The 18,333-nt window shown below is 71.7% G+C and carries 19 protein-coding genes; 14 read left to right on the forward strand and 5 right to left on the reverse strand.

The annotated features are described in order from the left end of the window. Positions 1–6: 6 nt before the first annotated feature. Complete coding sequence (locus tag ABZ642_RS23790) at positions 7–885, reverse strand: hypothetical protein (protein ID WP_360487457.1); 879 nt, start codon at positions 883–885, stop codon at positions 7–9. 333 nt (positions 886–1,218) lie between these two features. Here ABZ642_RS23790 and rplM point away from each other — a divergent pair, with 333 nt between their 5' ends. The 3 genes from rplM to glmM all read left to right on the forward strand — a co-directional run bounded on the left by rplM (position 1,219) and on the right by glmM (position 3,804). Beyond that, positions 1,219–1,662, forward strand: coding sequence for a 50S ribosomal protein L13 (gene rplM, locus ABZ642_RS23795; protein ID WP_351933140.1), 444 nt, complete (start codon positions 1,219–1,221; stop codon positions 1,660–1,662). Between the two features lie 42 nt (positions 1,663–1,704). Continuing rightward, the gene (gene rpsI, locus ABZ642_RS23800; RefSeq protein WP_360487461.1) at positions 1,705–2,217 is read left to right on the forward strand and encodes a 30S ribosomal protein S9; all 513 of its coding nucleotides are present in this window, start codon (positions 1,705–1,707) and stop codon (positions 2,215–2,217) included. A 228-nt stretch (positions 2,218–2,445) separates the two neighbouring features. After that, the gene (gene glmM, locus ABZ642_RS23805; RefSeq protein ID WP_360487464.1) at positions 2,446–3,804 is read left to right on the forward strand and encodes a phosphoglucosamine mutase; all 1,359 of its coding nucleotides are present in this window, start codon (positions 2,446–2,448) and stop codon (positions 3,802–3,804) included. A gap of 243 nt (positions 3,805–4,047) precedes the next feature. Here the strand turns inward: glmM and coaA are convergent, their stop codons facing one another. After that, positions 4,048–5,016: a type I pantothenate kinase gene (coaA, locus tag ABZ642_RS23810; RefSeq protein WP_360487467.1), complete on the reverse strand. Its 969-nt coding sequence runs from the start codon at positions 5,014–5,016 to the stop codon at positions 4,048–4,050. Positions 5,017–5,230: 214 nt separating this feature from the next. Between coaA and glmS the strand changes: the two genes are divergently transcribed. The 7 genes from glmS (at position 5,231) to tsaE (ending at position 13,369) form a co-directional block, all read left to right on the forward strand. After that, entirely contained in the window at positions 5,231–7,078 is a 1,848-nt protein-coding gene (gene glmS / locus ABZ642_RS23815) for a glutamine--fructose-6-phosphate transaminase (isomerizing) (protein WP_360487470.1), read from the forward strand. A 53-nt stretch (positions 7,079–7,131) separates the two neighbouring features. Then, on the forward strand, positions 7,132–7,503 hold the full coding sequence (locus tag ABZ642_RS23820) for a holo-ACP synthase (RefSeq protein WP_351742222.1): 372 nt from the start codon (positions 7,132–7,134) through the stop codon (positions 7,501–7,503). Positions 7,504–7,557: 54 nt separating this feature from the next. Beyond that, the gene (locus ABZ642_RS23825) at positions 7,558–9,009 is read left to right on the forward strand and encodes an NAD(P)H-hydrate dehydratase (RefSeq protein WP_360487474.1); all 1,452 of its coding nucleotides are present in this window, start codon (positions 7,558–7,560) and stop codon (positions 9,007–9,009) included. A 257-nt stretch (positions 9,010–9,266) separates the two neighbouring features. Continuing rightward, a complete protein-coding gene (locus tag ABZ642_RS23830) occupies positions 9,267–10,187 on the forward strand; it encodes a L,D-transpeptidase (protein ID WP_360487477.1) in 921 nt (306 codons plus the stop codon). 94 nt (positions 10,188–10,281) lie between these two features. Beyond that, positions 10,282–11,478, forward strand: coding sequence for an alanine racemase (gene alr, locus ABZ642_RS23835; protein ID WP_360487480.1), 1,197 nt, complete (start codon positions 10,282–10,284; stop codon positions 11,476–11,478). 129 nt (positions 11,479–11,607) lie between these two features. After that, a complete protein-coding gene (locus tag ABZ642_RS23840; protein WP_360487483.1) occupies positions 11,608–12,861 on the forward strand; it encodes an alpha/beta hydrolase in 1,254 nt (417 codons plus the stop codon). Beyond that, positions 12,827–13,369, forward strand: coding sequence for a tRNA (adenosine(37)-N6)-threonylcarbamoyltransferase complex ATPase subunit type 1 TsaE (gene tsaE / locus ABZ642_RS23845; protein ID WP_360487486.1), 543 nt, complete (start codon positions 12,827–12,829; stop codon positions 13,367–13,369). The genes ABZ642_RS23840 and tsaE overlap by 35 nt, the downstream gene beginning before the upstream one ends. Positions 13,370–13,821: 452 nt before the next feature. Here the strand turns inward: tsaE and ABZ642_RS23850 are convergent, their stop codons facing one another. After that, positions 13,822–14,385: a hypothetical protein gene (locus ABZ642_RS23850; protein WP_360487490.1), complete on the reverse strand. Its 564-nt coding sequence runs from the start codon at positions 14,383–14,385 to the stop codon at positions 13,822–13,824. A 112-nt stretch (positions 14,386–14,497) separates the two neighbouring features. Here ABZ642_RS23850 and tsaB point away from each other — a divergent pair, with 112 nt between their 5' ends. Genes tsaB through ABZ642_RS23870 form a run of 4 tightly spaced genes read left to right on the forward strand, consistent with a single transcriptional unit; the run spans position 14,498 to position 17,019 of the window. Beyond that, on the forward strand, positions 14,498–15,154 hold the full coding sequence (gene tsaB, locus ABZ642_RS23855; protein WP_360487494.1) for a tRNA (adenosine(37)-N6)-threonylcarbamoyltransferase complex dimerization subunit type 1 TsaB: 657 nt from the start codon (positions 14,498–14,500) through the stop codon (positions 15,152–15,154). Between the two features lie 17 nt (positions 15,155–15,171). Then, entirely contained in the window at positions 15,172–15,669 is a 498-nt protein-coding gene (gene rimI, locus ABZ642_RS23860) for a ribosomal protein S18-alanine N-acetyltransferase (RefSeq protein WP_360488001.1), read from the forward strand. Further along, on the forward strand, positions 15,662–16,756 hold the full coding sequence (tsaD, locus tag ABZ642_RS23865; protein WP_360487497.1) for a tRNA (adenosine(37)-N6)-threonylcarbamoyltransferase complex transferase subunit TsaD: 1,095 nt from the start codon (positions 15,662–15,664) through the stop codon (positions 16,754–16,756). Before rimI ends, tsaD begins: the two co-directional genes overlap by 8 nt. Beyond that, positions 16,753–17,019, forward strand: a complete 267-nt coding sequence (locus ABZ642_RS23870; protein ID WP_360487500.1) for a hypothetical protein — start codon at positions 16,753–16,755, stop codon at positions 17,017–17,019. The genes tsaD and ABZ642_RS23870 overlap by 4 nt, the downstream gene beginning before the upstream one ends. Here the strand turns inward: ABZ642_RS23870 and ABZ642_RS23875 are convergent. Further along, on the reverse strand, positions 17,016–17,654 hold the full coding sequence (locus ABZ642_RS23875) for a helix-turn-helix domain-containing protein (RefSeq protein WP_360487503.1): 639 nt from the start codon (positions 17,652–17,654) through the stop codon (positions 17,016–17,018). The two genes, ABZ642_RS23870 and ABZ642_RS23875, sit on opposite strands and share 4 nt — an antisense overlap. Continuing rightward, on the reverse strand, positions 17,651–18,322 hold the full coding sequence (locus ABZ642_RS23880) for a DUF998 domain-containing protein (RefSeq protein WP_360487506.1): 672 nt from the start codon (positions 18,320–18,322) through the stop codon (positions 17,651–17,653). Before ABZ642_RS23880 ends, ABZ642_RS23875 begins: the two co-directional genes overlap by 4 nt. Positions 18,323–18,333: the final 11 nt, after the last annotated feature.

Here is an 18,333-nt window from a genome sequence, read left to right on the forward strand (position 1 = left end):
GACGCGTCACTGGTTCGCGGCCGCGGAGGCCTGCGCCTCGCCCCGCCTGCGGATCTGCCGGAAGGTGAACTCGGCCAGGTCGTCACCGGTCTGGAAGACCTTGGTGTCCTTGGTGGTGACGTCCTTGCCGTTGAGGAAGCCGGCGGTGGTGAAGTAGGCGTACCGGCCGTAGGAGTTGGTCGTCGTACGGCAGACGCCGGAGACGCAGAAGGCCTTCGCCCCGGAGCCGGCCAGCGCGGTGACGAAGCCCTTCTTGTCGGCCTCGGTCTTGGCCTTGGCCGCCTGCGCCTCGGTGTCGAAGACGGCCACGCCGACCGTGACCGCGGCGCCGTCCTTGAAGTAGGTGACGCGCAGCAGCCGGGTGCAGTGGTTCTTGGTGAGGACGTTCGGGAGGGTGCCCTTGGCGGCCGTGGCGCACTTCTTGGTGTCGGCCGTGGCGCCCTTCTTGTACACCGTCTCGCCCATGGTCAGCTGGGTGCCCGGGAAGAGGGTCTCGGCGCTGAGTGGCGCCGTGTCCTTCTTCACGCTGGATATGAATTCCTCGGGATCCAGCGGCGGCGGCGCACTGGTCGGCGCGAAGGACGGCGCCGAGGCCGCCGACCCGCTCGGCAGCGAGACGCTCGCGGGCAGGTTGCTGGGCGTGCCGGAGGCCTTGTTGTCGCCGTTCGCGGACACCACGGCCATGGCGACGGCGGTGCCGATCGCCAGCGTGGCGACCACGCCACCGCCGATGAACAGCACTCTGCGCCGCTTGTTGCGCGTCTCCGAGGCCTCGGCGAGCGCGGCCCAGTCCGGAGTCTGGTCGGCGCCGCCGCTCCAGGGCTGCTGTGACTGCGGTTTCCAGGGATCCCACTGGGACTGGGGTCCCCCCTGCCCATAGCTCATGGGGCGCATCTTAGACGGGGGTCGAGGGGTACCGGTGCGACAGTACGAAGGGTGATAGTGGACCTTTGGGGCACGGTGGAGCATCCCGTCGCCGTCGCGCGCCTCCGAAGTCTGCGCGAGCTCGTTTTGACCCGTCCGGGGGCACCCCGGTACGCTGACTCTTCGTTGTGTATTGGCTTGCTCATTCTCACGGGACGGGCCCTTACACCGGTCCACCGGGCCGATGACCAGCAACCCCACGTACGCGGTATGCGTCGCCGCAGTGGCTCAGGCTGTCGTGATCGTTTCGGTGACCTGTTCAGGACCATTCACTCGAAGCGAAGGCTACGAACCGTGCGTACGTACAGCCCCAAGCCCGGCGATGTGACGCGCCAGTGGCACGTCATCGACGCTCAGGACATCGTCCTGGGTCGTCTCGCCACCACCGCCGCGTCCCTTCTGCGGGGCAAGCACAAGCCGATCTACGCCCCTCACGTCGACACCGGTGACTTCGTCGTCATCATCAACGCCGACAAGGTGCACCTGTCCGGCAACAAGCGGACCCAGAAGATGGCGTACCGCCACTCCGGGTACCCGGGTGGTCTGCGCTCCGTCCGCTACGACGAGCTGCTGGACAAGAACCCCGAGAAGGCCATCGAGAAGGCCGTCAAGGGCATGCTCCCCAAGAACACCCTGGGCCGTCAGATGCTCTCCAAGCTGAAGGTCTACCGAGGCGAGAACCACCCGCACGCTGCGCAGCAGCCGGTTCCGTTCGAGATCACCCAGGTCGCGCAGTAAGTCCGGCCACCCCCTAAGACTGAAGAGAATCTGAGGAGCATCGTGGCCGAGACCACTGCCGAGCAGCCGCTCGAAGAGATCGACATCGACAGCTACACCACGGAGACGGACGTCCCCGTCGAGGGCGAGTACACCTCCGAGTCCCTCGCCTCCCGCTTCGGCGACCCGCAGCCGGCCGCCGGCCTGGGCCGTCGCAAGAACGCCATCGCCCGCGTCCGGATCGTCCCGGGCACCGGCAAGTGGAAGATCAACGGTCGCACCCTTGAGGACTACTTCCCCAACAAGGTGCACCAGCAGGAAGTCAACGAGCCCTTCAAGGTGCTGGAGCTCGAGGGCCGCTACGACGTCGTCGCCCGCATCTCCGGTGGCGGTGTCTCCGGTCAGGCCGGTGCGCTCCGTCTCGGTGTCGCCCGCGCGCTGAACGAGGCCGACGTCGACAACAACCGCGGCCCGCTCAAGAAGGCCGGCTTCCTCAAGCGCGACGACCGTGCGGTCGAGCGCAAGAAGGCCGGTCTGAAGAAGGCCCGCAAGGCTCCGCAGTACAGCAAGCGTTAATCGCCCGCTGCCTGCACGTACGCACGTACGGGCCTGGCCCGCGCAACCGGGTTCTGGCTCGGCGCGTACTCCGAACGCCCCGGCGGCACGCCACATGTGCCGCCGGGGCGTTCGTTTATCCCGGTCAAGGGCGTATAACGACACAAGACGCTCAAAGGCTGGTGTGATCGCATGACTAAGCGCCTGCCATCATTTCCTGGCAGCAAGGACGCTTCTTCAGGAGGACAAGTGGGACGACTCTTCGGCACGGACGGCGTGCGCGGCGTCGCCAACGCGGACCTGACCGCCGAGATGGCGCTCGGGCTGTCGGTCGCGGCGGCGCACGTGCTGGCCGAGGTGGGCACGTTCGAGGGCCACCGGCCGAAGGCGGTCGTCGGACGGGATCCACGCGCGTCCGGGGAGTTCCTGGAGGCGGCCGTGGTCGCGGGCCTGGCCAGCGCCGGCGTGGACGTGCTGAAGGTCGGTGTCCTCCCCACGCCCGCCGTGGCCCACCTGACCGGCGCACTCGGCGCCGACCTCGGTGTCATGCTCTCCGCCAGCCACAACGCGATGCCCGACAACGGCATCAAGTTCTTCGCCCGCGGCGGCCACAAGCTCGCCGACGAGCTGGAGGACCGGATCGAGGCCGTCTACGAGTCCCACCGGCACGGCGAGCCCTGGGAGCGGCCCACCGGCTCGGGCGTCGGCCGGGTCCGGTCCTACGACGAGGGCTCCGAGCAGTACGTCGCCCACCTGCTGTCGGTCCTCCCGAACCGGCTCGACGGGCTGAAGGTCGTCCTGGACGAGGCACACGGCGCGGCCGCGGGGGTCTCGCCGGAGGCGTTCCGCCGGGCCGGCGCGGAGATCGTCACGATCGGCGCGGAGCCGGACGGGCTCAACATCAACGACGGCTGCGGCTCCACGCACCTCGGCAAGCTGAAGGCCGCGGTCGTCGAGCACGGGGCCGCGTTCGGTATCGCCCACGACGGCGACGCGGACCGGTGCCTCGCCGTCGACCACACCGGCGAGGAGGTCGACGGCGACCAGATCCTGGCGGTGCTGGCGCTGGCCATGCGGGAACGGGGCGCGCTGCGCGCCGACACCGTCGTCGCCACCGTCATGTCCAACCTCGGCTTCAAGCTGGCGCTGGAGCGGGAGGGGCTGCGCCTCATCCAGACCGCGGTCGGCGACCGGTACGTCCTGGAGGAGATGAAGGAGCACGGGTACGCCCTCGGCGGCGAGCAGTCCGGGCACGTCATCATCCTCGACCACGCGACGACCGGTGACGGCACACTGACCGGGCTGCTGCTGGCGGCGCGGGTCGCGCAGACCGGGCGGTCGCTGCGGGAGCTGGCGGGCGTGATGGAGCGGCTGCCGCAGGTGCTGATCAACGTGCCGGACGTCGACAAGTCCCGGGTGAGGACCTCCGGGGACCTGGCGGCGGCGGTCGCGGAGGCGGAGCGGGAGCTGGGGGAGACGGGGCGCGTGCTGCTTCGCCCTTCGGGCACCGAGCCGCTGGTACGGGTGATGGTGGAGGCCGCGGACATCGAGCAGGCGCGGTCGGTGGCGGGGCGGTTGGCCGACGCCGTGAAGTCCGCGCTGGGGTAGGTTCTCCGCCGGGTTCGAGGTGGCGGGGCCGGTGCGCGGCGGCCTGCTGGTTCGTCGTGTCCGGTCGCGCGGTTCCTCGCGCCCCTGGGTCTGTCGACGCCGCTGCTTCCTGATCCCGGCAGGACCCACGGGGCGTGCGGTGCCGACCGTTCTTCCGAGCGGCCGGACCACGTCGTCCGTGCGGTCCGCCGGGGTGGTGATCAGGCGCGGATCCGGCACGAGGCGCTTGCGACAGGCGGGGTGTCAGAGCTTGCGGAGCCTCAGTCGCTGCACCTTGTGGTCAGGGCCCTTGCGGACGACCAGGGTGGCGCGGCCGCGGGTCGGGGCGATGTTCTCGACCAGGTTGGGCTTGTTGATGGTGCGCCACAGACCGCGGGCGTAGTCGACCGCGTCCTCCTCGGAGACCTGGGTGTACTTCCGGAAGTACGAGTCCGGGTTCTGGAAGGCGGTCGCGCGCAGCTTGCGGAAGCGGTTGAGGTACCAGGTCTCGATGTCCTCGGCGCTCGCGTCGACGTACACGCTGAAGTCGAAGTAGTCGGCGAGCCCGACCCGGGTGCGGCCGTCCTTGCCGGGGAGGGCGGGCTGGAGGACGTTGAGTCCTTCGACGATCAGGATGTCCGGGCGCCGGACGGTGAGCCTGCGGTCCGGGACGATGTCGTAGATGAGGTGCGAGTAGACGGGGGCGGTGACCTCGTCCTTGCCTGCCTTGATGTCGGCGACGAAGCGGGTCAGGGCCCGGCGGTCGTACGACTCGGGGAAGCCCTTGCGTGCCATCAGACCGCGGGCTTCCAGCTCTTCGGTGGGGAGCAGGAAGCCGTCCGTCGTCACCAGCTCGACGCGCGGGTGCTCGGGCCAGCGGGAGAGCAGGGCCTGCAGGAGCCGGGCGACGGTCGACTTCCCGACGGCCACCGAGCCCGCCACGCCTATGACGAACGGGGTGCCGGACTGCGAGCCCTGCTCGCCGAGAAAGGTGTTCAGGGCGCCTCTGAGCCCGTCGGTGGCACCGACGTACAGGTTGAGCAGCCGGGACAGCGGGAGATAGATGTCCCGCACCTCGTCGAGGTCGATGACGTCGCCGAGGCCACGCAGCTTCTCGACCTCCTCGGCGGTGAGCGGCAACGGCGTCTTGTCGCGCAGCGCGCTCCACTCGGAACGCGTGAGGTCGACATAGGGAGTCGCCTCCGGCCTGTGCCGGTGGGCGCTCCGGGGCATCGGGGAGACCGGAGAGATCACATTCCATTGTTAACGGAGTTTGAACTGGGTGGGGGGTGGGGTGGGTCACGTGGGGTGCACGGGACCGGTACCTGGATGCGGAGGGGGCGGTGTCGGTGGCGTGCGGTTGGACGGATGTGAACCCCGGTGTAATTTCCGATTTCGGGCACGCTGAGCCGTGTTCGGGTGGGGGACGGCGCTTAGGCTGCCGCTCATGTGCGGAATCGTGGGATACGTGGGGGCGCAGTCGGCGCTCGATGTGGTGGTCGCCGGGCTGAAGCGGCTGGAGTACCGCGGGTACGACTCCGCGGGCGTCGCCGTACTCGCCGACGGCGGGCTGGCCTCGGCGAAGAAGGCCGGGAAGCTGGTCAACCTGGAGAAGGAGCTGACGGAGCGGCCGCTGCCGGCCGGTGCCACCGGGATCGGGCACACCCGCTGGGCCACGCACGGCGGGCCGACGGACGCCAACGCGCATCCGCATCTCGACAACGGGGGCCGGGTCGCCGTCGTCCACAACGGGATCATCGAGAACTTCGCCGCGCTGCGCGCCGAGTTGGCCGAGCGCGGGCACGACCTGGCCTCCGAGACGGACACCGAGGTGGTCGCGCACCTGCTGGCGGAGGAGTTCTCCGTGACCGCCGATCTCGCGGAGGCGATGCGGCTGGTGTGCCGGCGTCTGGAGGGCGCGTTCACGCTGGTCGCGGTGCACGCCGACGACCCGGACGTGGTCGTGGGCGCGCGCCGGAACTCCCCGCTGGTGGTGGGCGTCGGAGAGGGCGAGGCCTTTCTCGCCTCGGACGTCGCCGCGTTCATCGCCCACACGCGGGCGGCGATCGAGCTGGGCCAGGACCAGGTGGTGGAGCTGCGCCGGGACGGCGTGACGGTGACGGGCTTCGACGGCGCCCCCGCCGATGTCCGCTCGTACCACGTCGACTGGGACGCGTCGGCAGCGGAAAAGGGGGGTTATGACTACTTCATGCTCAAGGAGATCGCCGAGCAGCCCAAGGCGGTCGCCGACACACTCCTGGGCCGCATCGACGCGAACGGCTCCCTGACCCTGGACGAGGTCCGGATCGGCGCCGCCGAACTGCGCGAGGTGGACAAGGTCGTCATCGTCGCCTGCGGTACGGCCTTCCACGCCGGCCTGATCGCCAAGTACGCCATCGAGCACTGGACCCGCATCCCCTGCGAGGTGGAGCTGGCCAGCGAGTTCCGGTACCGGGACCCGATCCTGGACTCACGGAGCCTGGTGATCGCCATCTCCCAGTCCGGCGAGACCATGGACACCCTGATGGCCCTGCGGCACGCGCGGGAACAGGGCTCCAAGGTCCTGGCGATCTGCAACACCAACGGCTCCACGATCCCGCGCGAGTCGGACGCGGTGCTGTACACCCACGCCGGTCCGGAGGTGGCGGTCGCCTCGACCAAGGCGTTCCTCACCCAGCTGGTGGCCTGCTACCTGGTCGCCCTCTACCTCGGCCAGGTACGGGGCACCAAGTGGGGCGACGAGGTCAGCGCCGTGATCCGGGACCTCTCGCACATCTCCGGCGAGGTCGAACGGGTCCTGGAGACCATGGAGCCGGTCCGGGCGCTCGCACGCTCCCTCGCCGACAAGAAGACGGTGCTCTTCCTGGGCCGGCACGTCGGCTACCCGGTCGCCCTCGAAGGCGCCCTGAAACTCAAGGAACTGGCGTACATGCACGCCGAGGGCTTCGCGGCGGGCGAGCTGAAGCACGGCCCGATCGCGCTGATCGAGGAGGACCTGCCGGTGGTGGTCGTCGTGCCGTCGCCGCGCGGCCGGTCCGTCCTGTACGACAAGATCGTCTCCAACATCCAGGAGATCCGGGCCCGGGGCGCGCGCACCATCGTGATCGCGGAGGAGGGGGACGAGGCGGTGGTCCCCTACGCCGACCACCTGATCCGCATCCCGGCCACCCCCACCCTGCTCCAGCCCCTCGTCGCCACGGTCCCCCTCCAGGTCTTCGCCTGCGAACTGGCCACGGCCCGCGGCAACGAGGTCGACCAGCCCCGCAACCTGGCGAAGTCGGTGACGGTGGAGTGAGGCGAGGCGGCCGGGCGGGCCTGCGGCGGCCGGGCGGATCGTAGAGTGCCCGGGTGAGCATCATCGGGGTAGGCATCGACGTCGCCGAGATCGACCGGTTCCGGGAGTCGTTGGAGCGGACTCCCGGGCTGGCCGGTCGGCTGTTCGTGGAGCGGGAGTTGCTGCTGCCGAGCGGGGAGCGGCGCGGTATCGCCTCGCTCGCGGCCCGGTTCGCGGCCAAGGAGGCACTGGCCAAGGCGCTGGGGGCGCCGCCCGGACTGCTCTGGACGGACGCGGAGGTGGTCGTGGAGGACAGCGGGCGGCCGCTCCTGCACGTGAAGGGGAGCGTGGCCGCGTGTGCGGCGGAACTCGGCGTGCGGTCCTGGCATGTGTCACTCAGCCATGACGCCGGGGTGGCGTCGGCGGTGGTGATCGCGGAGGGGTGACCCGGGCGGGGCGGGCGGATGCGCGCCCCGGCGGTTCCGGGGGAGACTCGGGGCATGCGGACTGCTTACAGCGTGGAGACGGTACGGGCGGCCGAGCGGGAGTTGATGGCGCGGCTGCCGGACGGGGCGCTGATGCAGCGGGCCGCCGCGGGGCTGGCCGCCGCCTGCGCCGAGTTGCTCGGACGGGTGTACGGCAGCCGGGTGGTGCTGCTGGTCGGCAGCGGTGACAACGGCGGCGACGCGCTGTACGCCGGGGCGCGGCTGGCGCGGAGAGGCGCGGGGGTGACGGCCGTACTGCTCGCGCCGGAGCGCACCCACGCGGGTGGCCTCGCGGCGCTGCGCCGGGCCGGTGGTACGGCCGTACTCGCGGGTGCCGCCGAGGAGTTGATCCTGCGGTCCGATCTCGTCGTGGACGGGATCGTGGGGATCGGCGGATCGGGCGGGCTGCGGCCCGAGGCGGCCGCGCTGGTCGCCGTGGTGGAGCGGTCGCGGGCCGCCGTCGTCGCCGTGGACCTGCCCAGCGGGGTGGAGGCGGACAGCGGTGAGGTGCGGGGAGCGGCCGTACGGGCGGACCTGACCGTCACCTTCGGGACGCACAAGCCGGGGCTGCTGATCGATCCGGCGCGGGAGTACGCCGGTTCGGTGCGGCTGGTCGACATCGGGCTCGAACTGCCCGAGGAGGCCGAGCTGGAGGCGTTGCAGGACGTGGACGTGGCACGGCTGCTGCCGATGCCGGGGGCGGCGAGCGACAAGTACCGGCGGGGGGTGGTGGGGATCGCGGCCGGCTCGGCCCGCTATCCCGGGGCCGCGGTGCTGGCCGTCGCGGGGGCCTTGCGGGGCGGGGCCGGGGCCGTACGGTACGTCGGGCCCGCCGGGGACGAGGTGCTGGCGCGCTTTCCCGAGACGCTGGTGTCGGAGGGAGGCCCGCGCAAGGCCGGGCGGGTGCAGGCGTGGGTGGCCGGGCCGGGGATCGGGGACGACGCCGAGGCCGTCGCCGAGGTGCTGGAGGCGGACGTGCCGGTGCTGGTCGACGCGGACGGGCTGCGGCTCGCCGACCGGGACGCGGTACGCGGTCGTACGGCGCCGACGCTGATGACGCCGCACGCCGGGGAGGCGGCGGCGCTGCTCGGGGTACGGCGGGAGGAGGTCGAGGCCGGCCGGCTCGCGGCGGTGCGGGAGCTGGCGGAGGCGTATCGGGCGACGGTGCTGCTGAAGGGGGCGACGACGCTGGTGGCGGCGGCGGGGGGAGGGGCGGCCGTGCGGGTGAACGCGACGGGGACGCCGTGGCTGGCCACCGCGGGGAGCGGGGATGTGCTGTCGGGGCTGGCGGGGTCGCTGCTGGCGTCCGGTCTTGACGGGCGGGACGCGGGGAGTGTGGCGGCGTATCTGCACGGGCTCGCGGGGCGGTTCGCGGCGGAGGGGGCGCCGACGGTCGCCCATGCGGTGGCGGACGAGTTGGGGGCGGCGTGGAGGGGCGTTTTCCCGCCCACCCGCCCGACTCGGTAGGCCAGGACCTCACCGTCACGGGCAGCGCCGTGGTTCGGGTGCGGGTGGGACGGGGGCTGGTCGCGCAGTTCCCCGCGCCCCTGACGGGGCGTGTGCTGTCGGCGTCGGTCGTGGAGTGGGGGCCGTGCCGCTGACGGGGCGTGCTCGCTTTTCTTTGTCGTGTGTGTCCCCCGTCTCGCCCGAGGGGTCTGCATCCGTCGGGTGACCTGGCCGCGCGGCTTCGCCGGATTCCTGGGTGTGCGGGGTTGTCTGATCGCATGATTAGTGGACGAATCGTGCGTTGTTGGGGCGGTTCTGCGCGCGGGGTCGCGGGGACCCTCGTCGCCGCCGTGGTCGTGCTCTGCCTCGGGGCCGGGAGCGTCGCCGCGGACACCGCCCCCAAACCCCCCACCGCCGTCGCCGAGTCGGAGCTGGTGCCGGGGATCGCGCCCGGACCCGGGCAGCCCTGGCAGGTCGACACCCCCGACCAGATGCTGGCGCCGAAGGTGTACACACCCAGCGTCAAGGAGGACGCCGTCGAGCCCAAGGCGGCGCCGCCGGGGGCGTACGACCTCGTCGAGTACGTACCGCTCAGCGACGCCGTCGCCAAGGTGAGCTGCTCCAAGCTGACCGGGCCGTACCAGCGGCAGATCGAGCAGTGGCTGATGCTGAAGGTGGACGGGAAGCAGTCCGTCTCCGACTGCAAGGCCGTCCAGAAGTTCCAGAAGACGTACAAGATCAAGCCGGCCATCGGGTTCGCGGGACCCGTGACCTGGTACCAGATGATGCTGCTCTCGGCGAAGAAGAACCCGAACGCCAAGAAGAACTGCCCCGTGAAGTCGTACCGGGTCGCCTGTGTCGATCTCAACCGGCAGGTCACCTGGGTGCAGAAGGGCGGCAAGGTGGTCTTCGGGCCGGTGCAGATGCGCAGCGGAAGGAAGGGGTACGCGACCCGGGCCGGGTGGCACACCGTCTACTGGCGCCACAAGAACCACTGGTCGACCCTCTACAGCTCGCCCATGCCGTACGCCCAGTTCTTCGACGGCGGCCAGGCCTTCCACGCCGTCTACGGCTCCATCTACACCACCGTCGGCTCCTGGGGCTGCGTGAACCTCAAGCTCGGCGACGCGAAGAAGCTGTGGGGCGTGCTGAAGAAGGGCGACAAGGTCTATGTGTGGGGGCACCGGACGGGCACCTGACCCGGTGCCCGGCGGGGTACCCGAAGGTGACCGGGGTCCGTACCGGGGCCTGTGCCGGAGGGCTGTCAGAGGCCTCTGAGACACTGGGGGCGCGATGAGTGAGACAGCGACTGCACCGACCGCGCCCCTGCGCGCCCGCGCCGAGATCGACCTGGCCGCCCTGCGGGCCAACGTGCGGACCCTGCGCGCCCTAGCGCCGGGCGCGGCCCTGATGGCCGTGGTGAAGTCCGACGCCTACGGCCACGGGGCCGTCCGGTGTGCCCGCGAGGCCGTGGCGGCGGGCGCGAGCTGGCTCGGTACGGCCACCTCGGAGGAGGCCCTGGCGCTGCGCGCGGACCCCGGGCTGCCCGCGGACGTACGGATCATGTGCTGGCTCTGGACCCCCGGCGGCCCGTGGCGGGAGGCCGTCGAGGCCGACCTCGACGTGTCGGTGAGCGGGATGTGGGCGCTGCGGGAGGTCGTCGCGGCCGCCCGCGCCGTCGGCCGCCCCGCGCGCGTGCAGCTCAAGGCCGACACCGGGCTCGGGCGCAACGGCTGCCAGCCCGGTGACTGGCCCGAGCTGGTCGCCGAGGCGGTGCGCGCGCAGACGGCCGGGCTGGTCCGGATCACGGGGCTCTGGTCGCACTTCGCCTGCGCCGACGAGCCCGGCCACCCCTCCATCGCCGCCCAGCTCACCCTCTTCCGCGAGATGCTCGCCCACGCCGAGGAGCAGGGCGTGCGTCCCGAGGTGCGGCACATCGCCAACTCGCCGGCCACTCTCACCCTCCCCGAGTCCCACTTCGACCTGGTCCGCACGGGCATCGCCCTCTACGGCATCTCGCCCAGCCCCGAGATGGGCAGCGCGGCCGACTTCGGGCTGCGCCCGGTGATGACCCTCTCCGCCTCCCTCGCCCTGGTGAAGCACGTCCCGGGCGGCCACGGCGTGAGCTACGGGCACCACTACGTCACGCCCGGCGAGACCACCCTCGGGCTGGTCCCCGTCGGCTACGCGGACGGCATCCCGCGCCATGCCTCCGGCAGTGGACCGGTGCTGGTCGGCGGCAAGTGGCGGACGGTCGCCGGACGCGTCGCGATGGATCAGTTCGTCGTCGACCTAGGCGGCGACGAACCCGAAGTCGGCTCCGAGGCCGTGCTGTTCGGTCCGGGCGACCGGGGCGAGCCCACCGCCGAGGACTGGGCCCAGGCCGCGGGCACGATCGCCTACGAAATCGTCACCCGCATCGGAACCCGGGTTCCCCGCGTCTATGTGAACGGGGAACCGAGTGGGCAAGAACCAGGGGACGGGGACTGACCTCCGGGGTTCGGCCACGGCAGAACCCGGTTACACCTGTCACAGCAGCAACAGACGGAACACTCACCTCATCAGCGTCACCCGTATCACCTAACGAGCGAACTGCAGTACGGCGAAGAGGAGCGGTACGTGAGCGAGAGCAGTGCGGAGGCCGTAGCGGACGCCGCGGCGGCCGTCGCTTCCGCCACGGGGGCGGACGGGAGTTGGCTCAAGGTCACCGGTATCGCCGGGGCCGCCATAGGAGTGCTCGCCGCCGGGGCGGCCGCGGGGGTCGCCGTGGAGCGGATGACCGTCGGCCGCGGGATGCGCCGCAAGGCCCGGCTGGCGCTGGACTCGGCGGGACCGTACGGCACCCTGCGCGGCACGCCCGGCAAGGCGACCTCCGACGACGGCACCGAGCTGTACTACGAGGTGGACGAGGTGGAGCCCGACCTCGGCCCGGCCGTCTCCCCGCGTCGCCGCCGGCTCTTCGGCCGCAAGGCGCCCGCCCCCGTCACCGTCGTCTTCAGCCACGGCTACTGCCTCAACCAGGACTCCTGGCACTTCCAGCGGGCGGCCCTGCGCGGCGTCGTCCGCACCGTGCACTGGGACCAGCGCAGCCACGGCCGCTCCGGGCGGGGAGTCGCCCAGCACGAGGGCGGCGTTCCGCTCACCATCGACCAGCTGGGCCGGGACCTGAAGGCCGTCCTCGACGCGGCCGTGCCCGAGGGGCCGATCGTGCTGGTCGGGCACTCGATGGGCGGCATGACGGTGATGGCGCTCGCCGCGCAGTACCCCGAGCTGATCCGCGAGCGGGTCGTCGCCACCGCCTTCGTGGGTACGTCGTCCGGACGGCTCGGCGAGGTCAACTTCGGGCTGCCGGTCGCCGGCGTCAACGTGGTGCGCCGGGTGCTGCCCGGAGTGCTGAAGGCGCTGGGCACCCAGGCCGCGCTGGTGGAGAAGGGCCGGCGGGCCACCGCCGACCTGTTCGCCGGGATCATCAAGCGGTACTCGTTCGCGTCCCGGGACATCGACCCCGCCGTCGAGCGGTTCGCCGAGCGGATGATCGAGTCCACCCCGATCGACGTGGTCGCCGAGTTCTACCCGGCCTTCACCGACCACGACAAGACCGCCGCCCTCGCCTACTTCCAGGATCTGCCGGTGCTGGTGCTGGCCGGGGTGCAGGATCTCGTCACCCCCAGCGAGCACAGCGAGGTCATCGCCGATCTGCTGCCCGACGCCGAACTGGTGCTGGTCCCGGACGCCGGGCATCTGGTCATGCTGGAACACCCGGAAGTGGTCACCGACCGCCTCGCCGACCTGCTCACCCGCGCGGGTGCCGTGCCGGCAGGGGCTACGGTAAGTGGCTATGGAAGCACCAGCAGCACGGCACAGCCAGGCTGACGGCCTGGCCGGGGCCGGGGCCGGCAACGGCACGGAGTTGATCGTTAACTCTCCCGGGCAGATGGGGGAACTGGGGCGCCGACTGGCCAAGTTGCTGCGCGCCGGTGACCTCGTGATGCTCAGCGGGGAACTTGGCGCCGGCAAGACGACGCTGACCCGCGGGCTGGGCGAGGGGCTCGGTGTGCGCGGGGCCGTCACCTCCCCGACCTTCGTGATCGCCCGCGTTCATCCGTCCCTCGGGGACGGGCCGCCGCTCGTCCACGTCGACGCGTACCGCCTGGGCGGCGGGCTCGACGAGATGGAGGACCTGGACCTCGACGTCTCGCTGCCCGAGTCGGTGATCGTCGTGGAGTGGGGCGAGGGCAAGGTCGAGGAGCTGACCGAGGACCGGCTCGCCGTACGGATCCACCGGGCCGTCGGGGACACCACGGACGAGGTACGGCACGTGACCCTGACGGGGCTCGGGGAGCGGTGGGCCGGGGTGGACCTGGGGGTGCTGTCCGCCTGAGCGGCGAGCGGCGCGGTGTCCGCCGTTGCCGGTGGGTGCGGGTCAGGGGTGCGTGAACATTCCGACGAGGTGTCGGCAAGATATTGCATTTCGTGACTCGGGCGTGGTCACATGGTATCCAGCCCGTGGTTAGGTGTACCTAACTTCGTCCGCCCCCGCAGCTCAGGAGGCGTCCATGCCCGCGTCCCAGTCCACGGAGCGGCGGCCGTTCGCGGTCGCCGGAGTTTCCATGCGCGAGCTTCTGGCGTCCTGTGCGGCGGCTGACGCGGTGTCGAGGCCGCCCAGAGTGCCGGAGCTGCCTGCGCGGCCGGCTGTGCGGGGGCGTAAGGCCGCGTAGGTGGGGACGGCCGGTTGGTAGGTCGCTGCGGGTGTGTGGGGGCTGAGCGCGCAGTTCCCCGCGCCCCTTACGGGGCGCGTTCCCTCATGCGCGCTGGAAAAATCGGCCCACAGGGTCAGCGGATCACCATCACCTTCACGCCGATCGTCGCGAAGTTCCACATCGCGTTGCCGTCGGGGCGGGTTTCGCGGATGCCGCCTGTTTTGACCGTCGGGTCGGGGGGTTCCGTCGTGGTGGTGCCGGTGGCCGCGCTGAAGCCGATCGCCGAGCCGTCCTTCGTGGTGGTGAAGCGGACCACGTGTTCGATGGGGAGACCGTCCGTGCCCGTGACCGCCTTGGAGCGGGACGTCACCCAGTAGGCGCCCACGGGCGGGTCGATCGTGCCGGGCCTCACCGTGAAGGTGCGCTCGACGCGCTCGCGCTCGTTGACGAGCCAGACCCGGTCGTCGTCCACCGAGTACACCACCCGTTCACCCGTTCCGGAGCTGTTCGGCAGGGCGGTGGGGTGGTGCTGGTCGCGGGGTGCCTTGGCCGCCGGTGCTCCCGGGGCGGGGCTCGACGTGGACCTGCTGCCGAGACCGGGCGGGACGGTGGCCGAGGCCTGGTAGGCGAGGAGACCGACCGTCCCGACGGCCGCCGCGGTGAGGCCGGCCACGATTCCCGAGCTGGTCCCTGACACGTGCGCCACCTCTGACTCGCCGTATATGTCGTACTTCGTACAGACCGTAGCAGCCAGTGACGGTTCGCCCCTGGCGGCCGTGCTCGCGGCGTCGGAGCCGTAGGCTGTTCGCGTGCTCTTGCTCGCTCTGGATACCGCCACCCCCGCCGTCACCGTCGCGTTGCACGACGGTGAGGCCGTCATCGCCTCGTCGAGCCAGGTGGACGCGCGCCGGCACGGCGAGCTGCTGCTGCCGGCCGTCGACCGCGTTCTCGCCGAGGCCGGGGTCAAGCTGGACGCCGTCACCGGGATCGTCACAGGCATCGGTCCCGGTCCCTACACCGGCCTGCGGGTCGGTCTGATGACCGCGGACACCTTCGGGCTCGCGCTGGGCGTGCCCGTGTACGGCCTGTGCACGCTCGACGCGCTCGCCTACGCGGCCGACGTCGAGAAGGGCCCGTTCGTCGTGGCGACCGACGCCCGCCGCAAAGAGGTCTACTGGGCGACGTACGCCGACTCGCGCACCCGCCTCACGGATCCGGCCGTCGACCGGCCCGCCGACATCGCCGAGCGGGTCTCCGGACTGCCCGCCGTCGGCGCCGGGGCGATGCTCTACCCGGGCACCTTCCCGGTCGTGCACGAACCCGGGCACGTCTCCGCGGCCGCCCTCGCCTCGCTCGCCGTCGAGCGGCTGGCCGCGGGCGAGGAACTGCCCGCGCCCCGGCCGCTGTATCTGCGCCGGCCGGACGCCCAGGTGCCCAAGAACTACAAGGTGGTCACCCCGAAGTGACCGCACAGTTGCGCGAGATGCGCTGGTGGGACATCGACCGGGTCCTTGAGCTGGAGAAGGGCCTGTTCCCCGAGGACGCCTGGTCGCGGGGGATGTTCTGGTCCGAGCTGGCGCACGCGAGAGGCCCTGAGGCGACCCGGCGGTACGTGGTCGCCGTGACCGACGGCCGGGTCGTCGGATACGCCGGGCTGGCCGCCCAGGGCGAACTCGGCGACATCCAGACCATCGCCGTCGCCCACGACCACTGGGGCACCGGTCTCGGCGGACTGCTCCTCACCGAGCTGCTGCGGGCCGCGACCGCCTTCGAGTGCGCCGAGGTGATGCTGGAGTGCCGGGTCGACAACACCCGCGCGCAGAAGCTCTACGAGCGGTTCGGCTTCGAGGCCATCGGGTTCAGACGCGGCTACTACCAGCCGGGCAACGTGGACGCCCTGGTGATGCGCCTGACGACGAAACCAGGCGGCGGCCCCGCCGACGGACCCACTTCCGGACAAGGAACCGAGATCAATGGCTGACGAACCCCTGGTTCTGGGGATCGAGACCTCCTGTGACGAGACCGGCGTCGGCATCGTCCGTGGCACCACCCTGCTCGCCGACGCCATCGCCTCGTCCGTCGACGAGCACGCCCGCTTCGGCGGAGTGGTGCCGGAGGTGGCGTCCCGGGCGCACCTGGAGGCGATGGTCCCGACCATCCAGCGCGCGCTGAAGGACGCGGGCGTGAGCGCGAAGGACCTGGACGGCGTCGCGGTCACGGCCGGCCCCGGCCTGGCCGGGGCGCTGCTGGTCGGCGTCTCGGCGGCGAAGGCGTACGCGTACGCACTCGGCAAGCCCCTGTACGGGGTGAACCACCTCGCCTCCCACATCTGCGTCGACCAGCTGGAACACGGTCCGCTGCCGGAGCCCACGATGGCCCTGCTGGTGTCCGGCGGGCACAGCTCCCTGCTGCTCTCCTCGGACATCACCTCCGACGTACGGCCGCTCGGCGCGACCATCGACGACGCGGCAGGCGAGGCCTTCGACAAGATCGCCCGCGTGCTGAACCTGGGCTTCCCCGGCGGCCCGGTCATCGACCGCTACGCGAAGGAGGGGGACCCGCGGGCCATCGCCTTCCCGCGCGGTCTCACCGGTCCGCGCGACCCGGCGTACGACTTCTCCTTCTCCGGCCTCAAGACGGCGGTGGCCCGCTGGATCGAGGCCAGGCGGGCGGCCGGCGAGGACGTGCCGGTCCGCGACGTGTCGGCCTCCTTCCAGGAGGCGGTCGTGGACGTCCTGACCCGCAAGGCCGTCCGGGCCTGCCGCGACGAGGGCGTCGACCACCTGATGATCGGCGGCGGGGTCGCCGCCAACTCCCGCCTGCGCGCCCTGGCCCAGGAGCGCTGCGAGGCCGCGGGCATCCGGCTCCGCGTCCCGCGCCCGAAGCTGTGCACGGACAACGGCGCGATGGTGGCCGCCCTCGGCGCCGAGATGGTCGCGCGCAACCGGGCCGCGTCGAGCTGGGACCTCTCGGCCGACAGCTCCCTGCCGGTGACCGACCCGCATGTCCCGGGCAGCCACCACCACGATCACGTGCACGAGGTCAGCAAGGAGAACCTGTACTCGTGACGGTCGCGTTGATGTGGGAGGCGCGGGCGGTCGCGGGCCGGGGCGCGGAGCTGCTGACCTGGGCGCGCGGGCAGAGCCTCCCCGCGGCCCCGCTGCGCCGGGAGACCTTCCGGGCGCCGCAGGACCGGGTCCTGGTGATCACCTGGTGGGACGGTTCGTACGACGACCCGGGCCGCCCCGAACTCCCCGACCCGCCGGGGGAACTGGTGACCCGGCCGGTGCACCGCTGGCACTTCGAGTCGGCCGGAGTGGAAATCCCCTAGGGCCTCGGCCACGTCCGGCGGATCTGGGCGTCGGTCATCGCCGCTGTGTCAGCCGTCGGGGCCTGTTCCAGTCCGAAGCCGATGAGCAGGACCTCGGCGTAGCGGCGCCAGGCGTCGGGCGCGATGTCATGGGTGCGGTCCACGACGGCGCCGACCATGTACAGGTAGGCGTACACGTCGGAGCTGGCGAAGTCCGCGCGGACCGCGCCCGCCGCCACGGCCCGTGCCACCAGGCCGTCCACATGGCCGCCGAGTTCGTCGCGCATCGCGGCGAGCGGTCCGGTGTCGAGGTCGGCGTGGGCGAGGACGACGTCCAGGGCCCGGTCGCCGGCCCGCCAGCGCGCCGTCTCCAGCAGGTACTGGCGAAGTGCCAGGCCGGGGTCGGTGTGCTCCTCGGCCGCCGCCGCGAGCCCCAGGAACGTGCTGAACCGCTCGGCGAACAGGGCGTCGACCAGCGCCTGGAGGTCGGCGAAGCGCCGGTAGACGGTGCCGACGCCGACCCCCGCCTCGTGGGCGATCTCGTTGAGGGTGACGACGGCACCCCGCTGCGCGATCATGCGGTTGGCCGTGTCCATGATCAGCCGACGGTTTCGTTCCGCGTCCGCGCGCAGCGGGCGTTGCGTTTCCCGGGTCACACCGGGACATTCTCCAGTACCGCCGGGCGGGGCAGTCGGCCGGCCAGGAGCAGGCCGCCGGTCACGGTGCCCCACAGCAGCCAGGAGTAGACCCCGGCGCGTTCGAACACCCCGGCGGTGCTCGCCGAGACACCGACCAGGGTCTCGCTGAGCAGGCCCAGCACGCCGACCGTGACGCTGAAGACGCGGTACGACGGCGGGGCGCCGAGACCGCGCAGCGACCCCGCCATGATCACGACGGTGTTCGCGCACAGGATGCCGATCGCGGCCGCGACGACATGGACGACCAGGCTGTAGCCCGGCCCGTGCGCGGAGCCGTGGAAGAGCCCGACCAGGACGAACGCCACGCCATGGGTGGCGGCGAGGGCGACGACCACGCGCCGCGCACGGCCGCTGACCAGCAGGGACAGCAGGATCACGCCGGCCGCGAAGAGGATCCCCTGGACCATGAACGAGGTGTTCATCAGCTGGTGCGAGGGGGAGCAGATCTCGCGGCCCTGGAACTTGGTGCCGCAGTCCGGCACGCCGAGGTCGCTGATGTAGTTGGTGGCGTAGCTGTAGGGCGGATCGTTCCAGGCCGCCGCGGTGACGGCTTCGGCGATCACCCATTGCAGGGCGTTCACCACCAGGACGACGGCTCCCAGCGACAGCCGACGGCTGCGTGACATCGGGACTCCTC

It is taken from the genome of Streptomyces sp. NPDC007157 (genome assembly GCF_040634235.1).
Lineage (GTDB): Bacteria > Actinomycetota > Actinomycetes > Streptomycetales > Streptomycetaceae > Streptomyces.